The following is an 18,064-nucleotide window of genomic DNA, read 5'->3' as shown; positions in this document are numbered from 1 at the left end:
CGTTATTCATCCTTGAAACTTGAAGTAGGCGATGGGTCTTCTCCCCAACGGGGCATCAACTGATGCGTAATACCCAACTGATTGAGAATGCGCGCCACGATAAAGTCGATTAAGTCATCGATAGACTGGGGGCGATGATAAAAACCCGGTGCGGCTGGCAGGATGACGACTCCAAGCCGACTCAGCGTTAGCATATGCTCCAGGTGGATGGGTGAAAACGGGCTTTCCCTAGGCACTATCACCAGCGTGCGCCGCTCCTTCACCGCTACGTCAGCCGCCCGTTCAATCAGGTTGTTACTCGCGCCAGTCGCTACGGCCGACAGCGTGCCCGTTGAACACGGGCAAATCACCATGGCAGAGGCAGCCCCCGACCCCGACGCGACAGGCGCCATCCAGTCCTCACGGCCAAAACAACGTATTTGACCTGCCGCCGCCCCGCTCCGCTCACTTAGCGCCTGCGCCAACCGTTCGGGCTGAGCCGGTAAGGTAATCTCGGTTTCGGTAGCAATGACCATATGGGCCGCTTTGGAGATCATTACCCAGACTTCATGCTCGGCCGCCACCAGCACATCAATTAAGCGAAGCCCATACTGCGCGCCGGAGGCACCGGTAAGCGCGACGGTTACCGGGGGTTTAAACGGCGATGTAGGCGCGTTTGTCATTACGCCCCCTCCTTGGCCATTAGTGCAGTCAATAAACGCTCGTGAACGCCTTCAAAGCTGCCGTTGGACATCACCACAATACGATCTTGAGGTGACGCTTGAGTGACGACGGCATTCACCAAGGCATCGATGTCATCGTAAAGTGTCGAGTGCGCCAGGTTATCCACTAGCGTCTCCATCGACCATGCCACCGTCGGCGGTTGAAACCAGAAGACTGCGTCGGCCTCGGCCACGCTTTCACTCAACCGATCACGCAGCGCCCCTAACCGCATGGTGTTGGAGCGGGGCTCTATCACCGCCAGCAGGCGCCCTTTGGGCGTGGCTGCCCTTAGGCCCTGAAGCGTTGCCGCAATAGCGGTTGGATGGTGGGCAAAGTCATCAATGACCTGAATACCGCTGACCTCACCGCGTACTTCTTGGCGGCGGCGTGGCGTCTCAAATCGCGCCAGCGCCGCACAGCCACGCGCCAGGTCCACGCCACACAGTCTGGCTGCAGCCAAAGCGGCTAACGCATTGCGAGCGTTATATTCGCCGGTTAGCACCCATTCCACGACACCATCTTCTTCACGTGCCGTTGCAGAATCGCGATAAATCACCTGAAATCGGCTGGCATCCGGGCGCTCCAGTCGCAGTTGCCAAGCGCTATCCGGGTGGTCACCCAGATAATCCACCGGAGTCCACACTCCCTGAGACAGTACTCGCTCAAGCGCGGGCTGCCGATCAGCCACCAGCAAGCGGCCATGGCTGGGCACGGTACGTACCAAATGATGGAACTGGCGCTCAATAGCGGCGAGATCGGGAAAAATATCCGCGTGGTCAAACTCCAAATTATTGAGCACGGCGATATGCGGGCGATAGTGAACGAATTTAGAGCGCTTATCGAAAAACGCCGTATCGTACTCATCGGCTTCAACCACAAAAGGCGCATCGGGCGCGCCCAGCCGAGCCGATACGTTAAAATTACGCGGCACGCCGCCGATTAAGAACCCCGGCGACAACCCAGCACTTTCTAAAAGCCAGGCTAATAAACTCGCCGTAGTCGTTTTGCCATGCGTGCCTGCCACCGCAATCACGCGCCGACCGGGCAACACATGTTCTGCCAGCCACTGGGCTCCCGAGGTATAGGGCACGCCGCTGTTCAGCAACGCCTCCACTTCATCATTGCCCCGGGAAAGCGCGTTACCCACCACCACCAGGTCGGGGGCAGGCTGTAAATTCGCCGCCTGGTAGCCCTCCATCAGGCTGATACCCGCTTCCTCAAGCTGGGTACTCATCGGCGGATAGACATTGCCGTCAGAACCGCTCACTTGGTGGCCAAGTTCTCGGGCCAGCAGTGCCAAACTGCCCATAAAGGTGCCGCAAATTCCGATAATATGCAGATGCATCGCTACGCCTCTCAACAACCCCCAAACAGCTCGCAAGCCTAGCACGCCAAGCCTTATGGCTCACCTGTCTTAATGACTGGGGTACTTACACTAATGTATACCCGACACAAAACACTCAAACCTCGCACAAGTGTTTAAAGCGACAAAACACTGACGCAACATTGCAAGTTTGTTAGCCTCCAATATAAACACTATTAACATTTTTTCGAAAAATAGTTTGGGGAGCATCGAATGGAAGTGATCATTGTTTTAGGGATACTGGTTTTCACCGGGATGCTTCTATCAGCTTTTCGAAAGCGACGAACATCGAAACAGCCTTCTGCTAGCCCCCACACGCCTCCTAAAGCCTCGTATGATACTAAACAGCACCGGAGAACAGGCTCCCACCCACATAATCGTGACGTTCGGGGCCCATCACATTTTGACGATGACGACGGGCTAGCAACCTTCACTATCTCGATCGGACAACCAGAAGAGAAGAGCCGAAATAAAAATCCTGGCAGATGGGTTGCGCCTGGAGAATCGATAAAAATTGATGACTATTCAATCAACGGAGGCAATTTCTATTTTGGTGGTAGGTTAAGTTCAACGAACCAGTTCGGTTCGGAAGCATCTCTGATAGATGAGACATTAAAAGTTGAAAACGTAAGTTATCGAGAGCTGGATTCCTCGCTCGGATATTGGCCTAAATACAGTGTTTTGTCTCCGAAATGTCGAGGAGCATACCTACACTGGCTATCATCACAACGCGCGGATCCTGATACTCCAGTTGGTTATGTATTCCTCTACTTCTACGGCCTTGAGCGCCGGATTACAGTGGATTCAGTTGAGTGTGGTGAAGTTAGCGATGAAGTATTTACTAATATAGCTACAGAAATACGTCGCTTGCTGACCGTTTATGGGAAAAACCCTGCTTTCAACAGCTACGCATTTCGTCTTCTTGAATGGATGCAGTTGTTACGTCCGAAGCTCATCTCAATTTCAAATGATGAGATAGCGCAGCATAACCTACGGGTTCTATTCTCGATAAATGCCGGCAAGCTAGTCGAGACTGGCCAACCAATACCTGCAGAAATGGCTTACGTTTGGTTAAAGTTTACAGATTTCGTGCCGAGAACGCCTGCCCGACGTTGCCCTGAAGAGTTCAAAAATCTTTTCTGTAAACTATATACTACCCAGCATGCCAACGGCCTGAAGATCAAACCCAACAAAACTTTTGTAAAGCCTGCATATCACCCAGCGAGTGGATCATTGTCTCCTGTCACAATCGACGGGGGTGGCGTGCCCGACCCTACCGTCCTCAAATCCGTAGCAAATAAAATCATCGAATTAGCTGATCAAGCATCCGAGATGCTTAATTCTTATAGTCGCTATTTAGGTAAGGAGGGGAATTCCCGAGATGATATTGAAGCTGTACTCCTGTTACCTGAGGAGATCGCAGATTCTTCAGGTTCCCCCCTAATGTCAACTTTTTCAGATTGGGCTGAGAAGATCATAGAAGATACAAAGGGTTTGGTATCTTTCCAGGACTTCTGGTCACAGCTATCGGACACACAGGTAGAAAAAGTTAACAAAAAAGAAGTTGAGGTACTCCAAGGGATTCTCGATAGAACCGGCTTTGGGATGGCTCCAGATCCACGGTTTCATCATGCTAAACCCTCACCTACCGGTAACGTGGTGTTGTTCCCTGGTGGTCACAAAGACCTTAATGAGCCATCTCATACCTTCAATGAAGTAGGTATGGCTCTGCGACTTGGTGCGATGGTGGCAAAGATTGACGATCATGTGCATGAGGCTGAGGTTAATGTTCTAGAGAACCTGATTAACGACAACCAGGATTTAACAGAGCCAGCCAAGGCGAGTCTGAGAGCGTATCTTACATGGCGTTTAAATTCACCGCAAAATAGCGCAAGCCTCAAAAAGCAGATTGAAAATCTTAGTGCTGACGGAAAGCACGGCATCAGCAAAATTCTGGTCAGTGTAGCTTTGGCGGATGGCAAAATCAGTCCGGATGAGATTAAACAAATGGAGAAGCTTTACACCAATCTTGGGCTGGATAAGTCATTGGTATCTAGTGATATTCATGGCTTAACAACATCCAAAGCTTCAGAGAACCCACAAGATGCTGGTTCTTCCAAATCTGTCGGCACTGCGGGCTTCCAGCTAGATGAGAGTGTTCTGGCACTGCATGAATCAGAAACCAAGCATGTACAGACCATTCTGAGCTCCATCTTCGCAGAGTCTGACGAAGAGGAATCACTGATAGATGAATCAATGCCAAATGATGAAGGACTGTTGGATGAAGAAGAGGATGATGGCCTCGACCCCGAGCATCGAAAGCTCCTTGAGAGGCTGATTACTCGGGAGAAATGGAGTCGCACTGATGTTGAGTCCATGTGTAACGGGCTGGGGTTGATGGTAGACGGGGCCGTTGAGACGATTAACAACTGGTCGTTTGAGCTATTAGATGAGGCCGTTCTGGAAGACGATGGCGACATTTATGTGATGCTTGATGTAGCCGAAAACATTGCACAAACCGCTAAGGAATAATAACTCATGAGTGAGAAGCGCATCAGACCCAAGGAGCGAGATTCGATCATCCAGTCTCTCAAATCCGGTGTCACGCCTAAGGTTGGAATTCAGCATATTCAGGTGGGACGAGTTAACGAGATAAAGGCACTTTACCGCGATATTGAGCGGGTTGCTGATGGAGGATCTGCTTTCCGGTTAATCATTGGAGAGTACGGCTCAGGCAAAACGTTCTTTCTAAGCGTTGTGCGGAGCATAGCGTTAGAGCGAAAAATGGTTACTGTGCATGCGGATCTGGCTCCTGAGCGTAGAATCCAGGCATCTTCTGGCCAGGCCCGTAATCTTTACTCAGAACTCATGCGGAACATGTCGACCCGTAATAAGCCAGACGGAAACGCACTGACAAGTGTCGTTGAGCGCTTCGTCACTCAAGCTCGCAAAGAAGCTAACAACGCGAATGAATCGGTGAATGCCGTAATCCATGAAAAGCTCGCTAAACTATCTGAGATGGTGGGTGGCTATGACTTTGCCTCTGTCATCGAAGCGTATTGGAATGGTCATGAACAAGGTAACGACAACCTCAAAGCTAATGCCATTCGGTGGCTACGCGCTGAATACTCCACCAAAACAGATGCCCGCCGCGATCTCGGCGTCCGCACAATAATTGATGACTCTGGTTTCTATGACTCACTGAAATTAATGAGCCTATTTGTACAACAGGCGGGATATAGCGGTCTCTTGGTAAATCTTGATGAAATGATCAATCTCTACAAACTGAATTCGACGCAAGCTCGAACTTCAAATTACGAGCAGATTCTCAGGATACTAAATGATTGTTTGCAAGGTTCTGTTGAAGGCCTTGGCTTTCTACTCGGGGGGACGCCAGAATTCCTTCTGGATCCACGAAAAGGTCTCTACAGTTACGAGGCTCTTCAATCGAGGTTGGCTGAAAACAGCTTCGCTCAGCGCGCAGGCGTGACCGATTATTCATCCCCTGCCCTGCACCTCGCAAACCTTACACCGGAGGAGCTATACATCCTTCTCCGAAATCTAAGGCATGTATTCGCCAGTGGTGACCAAGAGCATTATCTCGTTCCGGACGACTCTCTGAAATCGTTTCTTAATCACTGTTATCAAAACATAGGTGAGTCATATTTCAGGACACCACGAAGCATCATAAAAGCGTTCCTGGACATGCTATCAATCGTGGATCAGAACCCGAAGATTCAGTGGTCTGATTTGGTTGCAAATGTAGAGCTTGAGCCTGACCGCCCAAGTGAGGTGAATACTGAGATCGATGTCAACGAGGGTACGCAGCCGCCGGAAGGCCGTAAATCAGATGATGATTGGCTAGCTGAAGTCAAAATTTGATGAGTGAATATCAGAAACTTGACAGACGAATCCAGAAATGGATTTTCAAGCAAGGCTGGCCGGATCTAAGAGAGATCCAAAAAAAAGCCATAGATCCGATTCTGGCAGGAAAAACTGACGTTTTAATCAGCGCTTCAACAGCCGCTGGTAAGACAGAAGCCTTCTTCCTCCCCGCGATGACAGCTATTGCTGATCAGGAAGACGGCTTTGGCATTCTATATTTAAGCCCCCTCAAAGCGCTGATCAACGACCAGTACCGTCGACTGGACAATCTTTGTGAAATGATGGGGATGCAAGTAACACCATGGCATGGAGACGCTCCCCAGAGTTTGAAGAATCGAGCCAGGACGGCTCCATCTGGGATCCTGTTGATCACGCCTGAATCCTTAGAAGCGATGCTGATTAAAAATGCTGGATGGGTTCGCCAAGCGTTTGCTCACACTCAATATATTGTGATTGATGAATTTCACGCTTTCATTGGTTCCGAACGAGGCCAGCAGTTGTTGTCCGTACTCAACCGTCTAGATCACATGATTGGGTGTATGGAACGCCCGATCCCCCGGATTGCCCTCAGTGCGACCCTTGGAAACCTAGAATCAGTGCCGTCTTCATTGCGCCCGAATGGCACCATGCCTTGTACCACAATCACAAACTCACAAGGCCAGGCGACACTCAAAATACAGGTTAAGGGATATCGTGACCCAATAGATCTCAAGCCAAATGACCCTAGGGTGCCTGCCGAATACCGAATCTGCGAGGAGCTTTACACTCTTTGTCGGGGTGGTTCTCATCTGGTCTTTGCAAATAGTCGCAAACGAACAGAGGCCATTGCGGCACAATTGAGCGACTTCTGCGAAAGCGCGGTGGTACCCAATGAGTTCTTTCCGCATCATGGCTCGTTGTCTAAAGGGCTTCGAGAAGGGCTTGAGTCACGGCTTCAGAAAGACACCTTGCCGACCACAGCGATTTGCACGATGACCCTAGAATTGGGGATCGACATTGGAAAGGTCAACTCAGTCATTCAAGTCACTGCCCCACACTCTGTATCAAGTTTGCGCCAACGCATGGGACGCTCGGGAAGAAGAGGCGGTCCGGCAATTTTACGTATGCTCATTTCTGAAAACGACATTAACTCGAAATCAAATCCTAACGATAAATTGCGTACGGAGCTAGTTCAGTCTCTAGCGATGATTCGATTATTGATCGCAGACAAATGGTTTGAACCAGCGGACACCACTCAATTCCATTTTTCGACCCTCGTGCATCAAATCCTTGCGACAATCGCTCAGTGGGGTGGCATTCGCGCCGATCAACTGTATGCCCTGCTCTGCCGCCAAGGGCCGTTTCAGCAAGTTACTACTGCACAATTCGTAACACTATTGCGCCATCTTGGATCGGAGGAAAGTATCACTCAGCTAGGCAGTGGCGAGCTGGTGCTAGGTATAGAGGGTGAGCGGCTGGTCAATCAATACACGTTCTACGCTGTATTCAAGACGCCGGAGGAGTTCCGAGTGGTCAATGGTGCAAAGACCCTTGGACAACTTCCGGTTGATGCCATGATTATCCCCGATCAACACATTATATTCGCTGGCAGACGCTGGAAAGTCATCGACGTGGATACCGATAGCAAGGTCATTTATGTCGAGAAAACAACAGGTGGTAAGCCGCCTAAATTTGGCGGTGAAGGCCTCCTCATCCACGACCTTGTTAGAAAAGAAATGCTCTCTATTTACAAATCCGGTGACTATCGGATCACCACTTCAAACGGAAAGGTAGACTTTGCTGATAGTGAGGCACGGGACTTGTTTCGGGAAGGCATCGAATTTTTTGAACACGCAAACCTGCAAAACAGATCGGTGATTGAACAAGACGAACATGTTTATGTCTTTCCTTGGCGGGGAGACAAGGCTGTTAATACCCTGACTGCTGTTCTGTTAATGAAGGGTTTTCGCGCAAGCCACTATGCGGGGGTAATCGAGGTACAAAAGGCCTCTTCCAAAGAAGTTGCGACTTGCTTTAATAAAGCGCTTCAGGACGGCTTACCTTCACAATACGAACTTGCAGAAATGGTTCCAGAAAAACATCTAGAGAAATTTGATGAATTTTTACCCGAGGAATTACTTACCGAGGGTTTTGGTCGCCGCATGTTTGACGTTCCTGGCGCGGAAGCATGGCTTCACAATGAATTTCTATAATATGCACGCACTCATATTTTCCTAGGAACAAGAGCTTGTGGAACCATCGTTCAGTGACAACGTCGTTTAGATATTGCACGATGCCCGCTCAGCCAACACGCTTACGCATTGCATTGCTCTACCCAGACGGTAAGCATTGAGACGACGAGGGTTACTTTATGCGCACATTGGTACGCTACTTTTTCCGCGGCCTCCGCGTGGTGCTCGCGCCCATCATGCTGGTGTCCGAGAAACTCTCAACGCCACAATCGGTAACGCGCACGCCTGAGGAACAGGCCCAGGTCGACGCTGAGTGTCAAAAGCTTGCGCTTTATCAATTCCGCAGTTGCCCGTTTTGTATCAAAGTACGCAAGGAAATGGCCCGCCTCGGCCTGTCTATCGAAAAACGCGATGCTCAGCTTGATCCTGACTATCGCAAGGAACTGCAAGAAGGCGGTGGCAAAGTCAAAGTCCCCTGCCTAAAGATTACCCACGACGACGGTCACGACGAATGGCTGTATGAATCCGACGCCATTAACGCTTGGCTACACAAGCAATTTGGTTAAACCTACAGTCCCTTCTTTCGTCGCATTCCCGCCTTTAAATCCCTGAACACGGCCCACCTCATTCAGTAGATGAATGAGGTCAGTCATTATTTCGATTGTAGGATGCAACCACTACTCTCTATGTTAATGGCATGGCTTTCGAGCTGACCGTGTCTGTTTTGCTGCTTTAATAGTCTTTCCTTAGGGTCACAAGCCCCGGAGAAAAAGCAGCAAAGCGAACAATAAATATTCCTTTCAGGGAACGACTATGACGTTTAAAAAAACGCTATTGGCTTCTGTTATTGGTGCAACGCTAACCGGCACCGCACTACTACCTACGATCGCAAGTGCAGAAACCCTGCGCATTGGCTACTCGGCCGACTTCGAGACGCTGGATATTCACGAACAGCTTTCAGGCGGCGTACTGCGCTTCTCGCACATGGCCTTTGACCCGCTGGTGCGCTGGACCAAGGATTTTGAGTTCGAGCCACGCCTGGCCACCGAATGGGAACAGGTTGACGACACCACCATGCGCCTCACGCTGCGCGAAGGCGTGAAGTTTCACTCCGGCAATGCGTTCACCGCCGACGATGTGGTGTGGACCGTGGAGCGTTTGAAAGAAAGCCCCGACTACCGCGGTATTTTCGAACCGGTAGAAAGCGCTGAAGCGGTAGACGACTATACCGTCGAAATTAAAACCAGCGAGCCCTACCCGCTGCTGATCAACATCGCCACCTATATCTTCCCGATGGACCGCGAGTACTACAGCGGCGAAACCGATGACGGCAAAGATAAAGGTGAAATCGAAAAATCCGGCAACTCATACGCCTCGCGCAACGTCTCGGGTACCGGGCCGTTCCAGGTAACTGACCGCCGCCAGGGCGTTCGCGTTGAGTTTGAGCGTTTCGACGACTATTGGGATACCGAAACCGAAGGTAACGTATCGCGCATTGAACTGACCCCGATTTCTGAAAATGCCTCGCGGGTTGCCGCCCTACTGTCCGACGACGTGGATTTCATTGATGCGGTACCACCCAACGATTTAGACCGTGTTCGTGATGCAGATGACGTCAACCTGATCGAAATCGATGGCACACGCATTATCGGTTTCCAAATGAACGAAGAGCGCGTTGAGGCTTTCCAGGACCCACGCGTGCGCCAGGCCGTGGATCTGGCGATTAACCAGGAAGGCATCGCCGACCGTTTAATGCGTGGCTTCGCCAACCCAGCTGGCCAGCTCTCGCCAGAAGGGTATTCAGGCTACAATCCAGACCTTACTCCGCGTTATGACCTGGAACGTGCCCAGGAGCTTATGGCCGAAGCAGGCTATGAGGACGGCTTTGAAATCGAAATGATCGCGCCGAACAACCGCTATGTGAATGATGCGCAAATTGCCCAAGCGGTTTCCAACATGCTGGCACGCATTAATATCGATGTGGACCTGCGCACCATGCCGCTTGCCCAGTACTGGCCGGAATACGACGACCGTGAGTCAGACATGGCAATGATTGGCTGGCACGCCGATACCGAAGACACCGCCAACTTTTTCCAGTACCTGACATTCTGCCGTGATGAAGAGTCCGGCGCTGGCCAGTACAACTATGGCGGTTACTGCAACGAAGAGATTGACAAGCTGGTGACCGACGCCGACAGCGAAAACGACCTGGAAAAGCGTGACGAGATGCTCCAGGAAGCCGAAGCAATGCTTTACGAAGACGTTGGCTTCATTACGCTACATTGGCAAAACCTTGCCTATGCCGCCGCTGAAGGGGTCAATGTTGAGCCGGTGGTCAACGCCATCGACTTCCCCTACCTTGGTGACCTCGTCATTGACCGTGAAGATGACGAATAAACCGCATATATAAGGTACTGAGTAAGCGTTTAATATAAACGTCTTTACCTTATTGCAAGGACGCTTCGCTCCCTAGGCTTGCCCCAGGGGGCGAAGCCTTTTATTAGGCGATTCGCGATAACCTCCTTGCCGATTCCCACGTTGAACCCTTTCACATAGGTGGCGTACGCCATGATTGCCTTTTTAATCAAACGGCTAATGCACGCGATATTGGTGATGTTTGTCATCAGCTTGCTAGCCTTCGCCATCCAGGACAACCTGGGTGACCCCATCCAACAGATGGTGGGGCAGTCAGTGCCCGAAAGCGAGCGCGAAGAACTTCGCGAGCGCTTCGGCCTTAACGATCCGTTCTTGGTCCAGTACGCACGCTTTGCTAAAAATGCCGTACAAGGTGATTTCGGCTACTCCTATTTCTACCGTGAGCCCGCACTGGAGGTTATTGCCCGCCATTTGCCTGCCACACTGGAGCTGGTGTTTGCCTCTACGCTTATCATTGTGCTGCTTTCAGTCCCCATTGGGGTATACAGCGCGATTAAACCTCGCTCGCCTATTTCGAAATTTTTCATGGGCGTGTCGATTGTTGGCATCTCGATACCGGTATTTTTAACCGCTATTGTCCTTATTCAAATTTTCGCCATTGGCGTGACCGTCACGCTTTTCCCTGAAGGCACGGCATGGGGCAGTTGGTTAAACAATTTTTTCTCTACCCAGGGCAATATGCCTTCATTTGGGCGTGGCGACGGCATCGTGCAGGTGTTTGGTCACTGGGAAACCAACTTTGCCTCGTGGGATGGGCTTCGCAATATCGTATTACCGGCGGTTTCCCTCGCTTCTATTATGCTGCCGCTGTTTATCCGCTTAATCCGCGCGGAAATGTTGGAAGTGCTGCAGTCGGACTACGTAAAATATGCCCGCGCCAAAGGCATTTCCATGCGCCGTGTGTATTTTGTTCACGCGCTTAAAAACACCATGCTACCGGTCATTACCGTGGGGGGCGTACAAATTGGCACGATGGTGGCTTACACCATTTTGACTGAAACAGTCTTCCAATGGCCGGGCATGGGCCTGATGTTCCTCGATGCGATTAACCGCGCCGATATTCCGCTGATCATCTCTTACTTAATGATTGTCGGGATCATTTTCGTGGTCACCAACACCCTCGTCGATTTGATCTATGGCTTGGTGAATCCCACTGTCAAACTAACCGGGAAGCCCGCATGACAACGACAACACACTCTGTTCCTAGCCGCTGGCAGCGCTTCCGTGACTCTTATCTGTGGTACAGCTTCAAGCGCGATTACACCGCGCAGCTATGTTTGGCGATATTTGTCTGCTTGGTATTTGCCGCCTTTTCAGCACCGCTACTTGCCCCCACTGACCCTTACGATTTGGGCCAGATTGATATTCTCGCCTCCGAGCTACCCCCCTTTTGGGTTGACGGAGCTGACGAACGCTACAGTTTGGGTACCGACGCTCAGGGCCGTGATCTATTATCGGTGATTCTTTACGGTACACGGGTATCCCTGCTTATCGGTTTTGGTGCCGTTGCCCTGCAAGCACTCCTGGGGGTCACCTTTGGCCTGATGGCGGGTTACCTGGGCGGCCGTGTGGATGCCTTCCTGATGCGTTTGGCCGACATCCAACTGTCGTTCTCAACGCTGATGGTCGCCATCGTGGTCGGGGCCGTGGTCAAGGCCTCTTTTGGCAGCTCGTTTTACAGCAGCTACGCCGTGCTGATGCTGATTTTGATTATTGGCCTCGCGGAATGGCCACAGTACGCGCGCACCGTGCGAGCGTCTGTGCTCGCCGAAAAAAACAAAGAATACGTCGATGCGGCCCGTGTAATGGGTCTACGTAGCAAGCGCATCATGTTCCGTCACGTGCTACCCAATACGCTTTCACCGATCTTCGTTATTTCGACGGTACAAATTGCCAACGCGATTATTTCAGAAGCCGCGCTGTCATTTCTTGGCCTAGGGATGCCCGAAACCCACCCCTCGCTGGGCTCGCTGATTAAGTCTGGGTTTGACTACATCCAATCCGGGTCCTGGTGGATCACGATGATCCCCGGTGCAGTGCTGGTGGTGCTCGTACTGTCCATCAACCTGCTCGGCGATTGGCTACGTGACGTTATGAATCCGCGACTCTACAAAGGCTGAGGACAACATGGCACTACTAGAAGTAACAAATTTAGACGTGCGCTTCGGCCTGCGCCAAGGCGAGGTACGCGCGCTGCGCGACGTCAATTTTACGCTAGAGCGTGGTGAGCGGTTAGGTATTGTCGGTGAGTCCGGGGCAGGTAAATCCGTCGCCGCTTTTTCGCTGCTTAACTTGATTGCCAAACCCGGTTTTATTGCTGGCGGCAGTATTACCTTTGAAGGTAAAACGCTCAACACGATGTCCGAGCGCGGCTTGCGTAAAGTGCGCGGCAACCGTATCTCGATGATTTTCCAAGACCCGATGATGACGCTGAACCCTGTGCTCTCTATCGGCGAGCAAATGGTCGAATGTCTCAAAGCCCACCGCCGCATTTCCAGCAAAGAGTCACGCGCCATCGCGCTGGACAAATTGCGTCAGGTACAGATTCCTTCACCCGAAACGCGTCTGGATCAGTACCCCCACGAGCTTTCCGGCGGCATGCGCCAGCGGGTCATCATCGCCATCGCGCTGCTGCTGGACCCGGATATCATCATTGCCGACGAACCGACCACGGCACTGGACGTCACCATTCAGGCAGAAATCATGGCGTTGCTGCTGGAGCTCTGCGAGCAGCACAACGTCGGCTTGATTTTGATTACCCACGACCTTGGCGTGGTCAGCCAAGTGACCCAACGCATGCTGGTCATGTACGCCGGCCGCGTGATTGAACAAGGCCCTACGAGGGAAATTATCAACGATCCGCAGCATCCTTACACCCAGGGGCTGATCAACGCACTGCCGCAAATGGCCACCCCTGGCGAAAAGCTCAATCAGATTCGCGGCACCATGCCGTCGCTGTCGAATCTGCCTAGCGGCTGTGCGTTTCACCCTCGCTGTGACTTTATCAATCGCGCTGATGGTCATCCTCGCCCTGCCTGCACCCAACAAGTTCCTGGCTTTGTTGAGTCCGGCAACTGCCGCGTGGCGTGCCATATGGTGGCCGAAATGCTTGAAGACCGCCGCCAAAAGGAGGAAACCTCATGACCGCGTCTACTGAGGCCTTAGCGACCGACCGCCCCCCCGTTGATCCGCCCAGTCAAAACGAAAAAAGTGCCGATTCACTGCTGCAAGTTCGCGGCTTAAAGAAGCGCTTTTCGCTGTCAGGAGACTTCCTTGAGCAACTACGCTTCAAGGGTGGTAAGCTGATCCGCCATCAAGAATACGTACATGCTATCAACGGCGTTGACCTCGATATAAAGCGCGGCGAAGCACTATGCGTGGTGGGCGAGTCCGGCTGCGGCAAGTCCACCGTTGCGCGCACGGTAATGGGTTTGCTTTCACCTTCCGAAGGCGAGATCCGCTACGACGGCGAACGGATCGACAATCTGAGTTCGCGTCAGCTACTGCCCTATCGCAAGCGCATGCAGATGATTTTTCAAAACCCCTATGCATCGCTGAACCCGCGCATGACCATTCAGCAGACGCTGGAAGAACCGATTCGCCTACACCATCCAGACTGGAATCGCCCCCAAATCGAAACAAAAGTCGAAGAGGTAATGCAGTCGGTGGGCATTGACCCAGACTGGGGCAAACGCTTCGGCCACGAATTTTCCGGCGGCCAGCGTCAGCGTATCGCCATTGCCCGAGCGCTAGCGGTCGACCCAGAATTCATTGTCGCCGACGAACCCATCTCCGCGCTGGACGTATCGATTCAGGCGCAGGTCCTTAACCTGCTGATGGAGGCCCAGCACGAGCGCAATCTCACCTATCTGTTTATCACCCATGACTTGGCCGTGGTGGAGCATTTTGGCACGCGCGTCGCAGTGATGTACCTGGGTACTGTGTGTGAAATCGCCTCCACCAGGACGCTATTTGCCAAGCCTCGCCATCCCTACACCCAGGCGCTGCTGTCGGCGATTCCTCGTTTGGAGGATGATCGCCCGCAGCATATCCGGCTTTCCGGCGAAGTGCCCACGCCGGTGAATCTGCCGAGTGGCTGCGTGTTCCATGGTCGCTGCCCTTATGCCAATGCACGTTGCCGCGAGGAAATTCCGCTGCTGCAAACCCAGGGTGACGGTACGCGTGTGGCGTGCCACGCTGTTGAAGAAGGCCGCCTATGAGGCGGTCGCTCGTTCCTGTATGGAGAGCTAAGGCATGGAAATTCGCTGGCTAGAAGACTTTATCGCCCTGGCCAGAACACGACACTTCTCCCGCGCCGCTGACGAGCAGCACGTCACTCAGCCGACGTTTTCCCGTCGTATTAAGCTGCTTGAGGAAGAAATGGGCGTGACGCTGATCAACCGGCAAACGCTGCCTTTGTCGCTCACCCCAGCGGGAGAAGAGTTTTTGACGCTTTGCGAACAGGTCACCGACCGCGTTCGCTTAACCCGAGACCGTGTTCGCGAGATTAGCGCCGGGCAAAAAAGGCGCATCATGGTGGCCGCACCGCAAAGCTTACTTGGCCAGTTTCTGCCCGAATGGTTGGCTTCTACCGGCTGGCAGGAACGCGTGCAACCCTACCTGCGCGCGACCGGCTGGGTGGCCAGCGATTACTTTCAGGCACTCCAGCGCGGCGAATGCGACCTAGCGATTTGCTATTGGCCCATTGGACGCTGTGATTTGGATATCGACACCAGCGCCTGTACCTACCGTGTCATCGGCCATGAACGGTTAATCCCGGTCACCGGTATTGATGAGCACTCGGCGCCCAGAGCCCTACTGCCGGGCAGCCGGCAGCAGCCGATCCCGTGGCTGGCCTATCCAAAACGCGGGCTTTTGGGATCAGCGGTTAAAGCCCATCTGGGGCGTTTGCCGCAAAGCAGCTACCTCACGGCACAAAGTGAAAACCTGTATGCAGCGGGTATCAAAGAACTGGTACTGCTAGGCTACGGAATGAGCTGGTTGCCCGAACGCAACGTCGCAGCAGAGCTTCGCCAGGGCAGTCTGGTCCGCGCGGGCGATAGCCGTTGGGATGTGCCAATGGAGCTTCGCCTGTATCGCCACCAAGGTCAGCACCATGGAGAGCTTGATGCCTTTTGGAGCGAGCTCCCCCTCCTTCGTACTTATTAGAGACCCTGCATGTCAACGCAACTTTATCGGTTACAGCAAGAGCATCTGATACACCTGCAGCGCGACTATGCGGCCTTGCTCGAAGAACACCATCTCGACAGCTTGGCCATTTATAGCGGGCACGCCAATGCTTACTTTGCCGATGATCAGGCCCCCGCCTTTCAGACCTACGGCCACTTTATGCATTGGGTGCCGCTGGCCGACGTACAGCACAGCTGGCTGGTGATACGCCCTCACCAACGGCCGCAACTTTATCTCTATGCGCCGGCTGATTTTTGGCACCTGCCGACCCGCTTACCCGAAGAACCCTGGGTGGACGAGTTTGATATCCGTCTCTGCAGCGACAAGGTTACCCCCGCTCTGGAGGGCAACGCCGCGATTATCGGTGATGTGGCACAGTTGCCCACGTCCAGTTTGAATGCACAACTCAATCCCACCGCGCTGATTAATCGCCTGGACGAACGTCGCATCATCAAGTCTGCCTACGAGATCGCCTGCCTGCGGGAAGCTAACCGGATCGCCGTTGCCGGGCACGAAGCCGCGCAAGCTGCTTTTCTTGGTGCTTCCGGCGAGTTGGATATCCAACTCGCCTACTTAGCCGGTAGCCGACAGCGCGAGTCAGCGGTTCCCTACCAAAATATTATGGGCCTAAACGACCACGCGGGCGTGCTTCACTACCAGCACTACGACACAACTCCACCCAAGCAGCGCTTCAGCCTACTGGTGGATGCAGGGAGACGCTTCCGCGGCTACTGCGCGGATATTACCCGCACCTACGCTGGCCCAGACGCACCGGCGCTTTTCGGTGAACTGGTGGGCGCCTTAAACGACCTAAAAGACGAGCTGGTCAAAGAGGTTACGACGGGTACAGATTTCATTGCGCTGCACGAGCAAATGCACCAGCGTTTAGGCAATATATTAGTCGCTCATGATTTATTCCGGGGCAGCAGTGAGCAGGCCGTAGCCGAGGGCGTCACGCGCGCCTTTTGCCCCCATGGACTCGGCCACTCGCTCGGCTTACAGGTACATGACGTAGCCGGTTTGCGCCACCCAGACGGCACCCCTGCCCCAGCCCCCAGCAAGCATCCGGCATTGCGGCTCACCCGCAGGCTTGAGCAGGGCATGGTCGTGACCATCGAGCCTGGGCTATATTTTATTCCTATGCTGTTGGCACCGCTTCGCCAACACTCGCTACCCATCAACTGGACGTTGGTGGACCACTGCCTGCCCTGCGGCGGCATCCGTATTGAAGACAATATTGCCGTGAACGACCAGGGGCCCGATAACTTAACGCCTTTAACGATATTCAAATAGCACCCACAAAAACGCCCAGCTAGGCTGGGCGTTTGTTCAAGCTTGGCTCACGCCACGGTGTGCGTTCAATAGTGCTGATTAGAAGCGGTACGTAACACCACCACCAACGGTCACCGGATCAATATCCACCGCACCAACGTTAGCGCCACCGGATTCGATATCGGCGTCTACATCGGCATAGCTGACGTAGCCGTTAAGCAGGATGTTATCAGTCACCGCTAGGTCGAGACCTGCTTGGCCAATAGCACCATAGCTGTCATCGACGCTAATGTCAGCGGCTGTGTCTTCACTATAGAAATTGGTGTAGTTAAGGCCCACGCCAACATATGGCTGAATACGCGAGTCGACCCCGCCCATCGGGTAGTAGTTGAAAAGCGCATTAACCGGCAAACGTTCTACGCTACCTGCATCACCAGCGTCAGTCGTGAGGTCATGCTCAAAACCTTCGCTGCTGTTTAGCTCAACGCCGAATTTGTCATGGAACAGATAACCAACGCCATAAGTCAAACCGTTTTCGCTTTCAACGTCTACGTCCGCTCCCGCCACGTTGCTGTCGTCGGAAGCAATGTCTGTTTTAGCGACCCCACCGCGAACAAAGACATCGCCCGCGGTGTATGCCAATGCAGCTTGGCTTGCCAATGCAAAGCCAGCGGTAATCACAGCGGCAGATAAAATTTTAAATTGGTTCATCTGGGTCATCCTCTTGCCTTTCGCTTGGGATCCGTTATCAAGCGTCACGTATTACTCTGCATCTGTCACGGCAGCGACGCTCAATAACTTGTACAGTAATGAGTATACGAACACTGTTTCCAAACGTCACGTAAAATTTTGTTATAGAATTAAGCACAAAATATGCAGTGATTCACCAAATGCCACGCATAAAAAAAGTCCCCCGAAGGGGACCCAGGTGGAGCACGCCAGCTCACTCTGTGTATCGCTAACCAAGCGGTCGCGATGTAGGTGAAGAAGGGAGAGAAGCAACTTATTTAAGCCGTTGTATCTCTATTCACTCACCCTTTGCCAT

Annotated in this window: 14 protein-coding genes; 11 read left to right on the top strand and 3 right to left on the bottom strand. The window is 52.6% G+C overall.

Annotated features, from left to right (window positions below):
- Positions 1 to 2: 2 nt before the first annotated feature.
- Together CPH17_RS01610 and mpl are read right to left on the bottom strand one after the other, a co-directional pair.
- Complete coding sequence (locus CPH17_RS01610; protein ID WP_096298008.1) at positions 3 to 662, bottom strand: flavin prenyltransferase UbiX; 660 nt, start codon at positions 660 to 662, stop codon at positions 3 to 5.
- Positions 662 to 2,047: a UDP-N-acetylmuramate:L-alanyl-gamma-D-glutamyl-meso-diaminopimelate ligase gene (gene mpl / locus CPH17_RS01605; RefSeq protein WP_096298006.1), complete on the bottom strand. Its 1,386-nt coding sequence runs from the start codon at positions 2,045 to 2,047 to the stop codon at positions 662 to 664. Before mpl ends, CPH17_RS01610 begins: the two co-directional genes overlap by 1 nt.
- 231 nt (positions 2,048 to 2,278) lie before the next feature.
- Between mpl and CPH17_RS01600 the strand changes: the two genes are divergently transcribed.
- The 11 genes from CPH17_RS01600 to pepQ all read left to right on the top strand — a co-directional run bounded on the left by CPH17_RS01600 (position 2,279) and on the right by pepQ (position 17,040).
- Positions 2,279 to 4,597: a TerB N-terminal domain-containing protein gene (locus CPH17_RS01600; protein WP_096298004.1), complete on the top strand. Its 2,319-nt coding sequence runs from the start codon at positions 2,279 to 2,281 to the stop codon at positions 4,595 to 4,597.
- Between the two features lie 6 nt (positions 4,598 to 4,603).
- Positions 4,604 to 5,947, top strand: coding sequence for an ATP-binding protein (locus CPH17_RS01595; RefSeq protein WP_096298002.1), 1,344 nt, complete (start codon positions 4,604 to 4,606; stop codon positions 5,945 to 5,947).
- Positions 5,947 to 8,142, top strand: coding sequence for a DEAD/DEAH box helicase (locus tag CPH17_RS01590; protein WP_231898066.1), 2,196 nt, complete (start codon positions 5,947 to 5,949; stop codon positions 8,140 to 8,142). The genes CPH17_RS01595 and CPH17_RS01590 overlap by 1 nt, the downstream gene beginning before the upstream one ends.
- A 158-nt stretch (positions 8,143 to 8,300) precedes the next feature.
- Entirely contained in the window at positions 8,301 to 8,687 is a 387-nt protein-coding gene (locus CPH17_RS01585) for a glutaredoxin family protein (protein ID WP_096297998.1), read from the top strand.
- A 247-nt stretch (positions 8,688 to 8,934) separates the two neighbouring features.
- Positions 8,935 to 10,518, top strand: a complete 1,584-nt coding sequence (locus CPH17_RS01580; protein ID WP_096297996.1) for an ABC transporter substrate-binding protein — start codon at positions 8,935 to 8,937, stop codon at positions 10,516 to 10,518.
- A 171-nt stretch (positions 10,519 to 10,689) separates the two neighbouring features.
- A complete protein-coding gene (locus CPH17_RS01575) occupies positions 10,690 to 11,739 on the top strand; it encodes an ABC transporter permease (protein WP_074396123.1) in 1,050 nt (349 codons plus the stop codon).
- Positions 11,736 to 12,677 carry an ABC transporter permease gene (locus CPH17_RS01570; RefSeq protein ID WP_074396122.1) on the top strand — a complete coding sequence of 314 codons (942 nt, stop codon included), beginning with the start codon at positions 11,736 to 11,738 and terminating at the stop codon, positions 12,675 to 12,677. The genes CPH17_RS01575 and CPH17_RS01570 overlap by 4 nt, the downstream gene beginning before the upstream one ends.
- A 7-nt stretch (positions 12,678 to 12,684) precedes the next feature.
- Complete coding sequence (locus CPH17_RS01565; protein ID WP_096297994.1) at positions 12,685 to 13,701, top strand: ABC transporter ATP-binding protein; 1,017 nt, start codon at positions 12,685 to 12,687, stop codon at positions 13,699 to 13,701.
- The gene (locus CPH17_RS01560) at positions 13,698 to 14,777 is read left to right on the top strand and encodes an ABC transporter ATP-binding protein (protein WP_096297992.1); all 1,080 of its coding nucleotides are present in this window, start codon (positions 13,698 to 13,700) and stop codon (positions 14,775 to 14,777) included. The genes CPH17_RS01565 and CPH17_RS01560 overlap by 4 nt, the downstream gene beginning before the upstream one ends.
- Before the next feature lie 34 nt (positions 14,778 to 14,811).
- A complete protein-coding gene (locus CPH17_RS01555) occupies positions 14,812 to 15,726 on the top strand; it encodes a LysR family transcriptional regulator (protein ID WP_096297990.1) in 915 nt (304 codons plus the stop codon).
- 9 nt (positions 15,727 to 15,735) lie between these two features.
- Positions 15,736 to 17,040, top strand: a complete 1,305-nt coding sequence (gene pepQ / locus CPH17_RS01550; protein WP_096297987.1) for a Xaa-Pro dipeptidase — start codon at positions 15,736 to 15,738, stop codon at positions 17,038 to 17,040.
- A 78-nt stretch (positions 17,041 to 17,118) separates the two neighbouring features.
- On the opposite strand, the gene CPH17_RS01545 is transcribed toward pepQ, so the two are convergent.
- Positions 17,119 to 17,730, bottom strand: a complete 612-nt coding sequence (locus tag CPH17_RS01545) for an OmpW/AlkL family protein (protein WP_172822096.1) — start codon at positions 17,728 to 17,730, stop codon at positions 17,119 to 17,121.
- Positions 17,731 to 18,064: the final 334 nt, after the last annotated feature.

The organism is Halomonas sp. hl-4 (assembly GCF_900215475.1).
GTDB lineage: Bacteria > Pseudomonadota > Gammaproteobacteria > Pseudomonadales > Halomonadaceae > Vreelandella.
The sequence above is the reverse complement of the archived record's forward strand: the minus strand, read 5'-3'. Positions and strand labels throughout refer to the sequence as shown.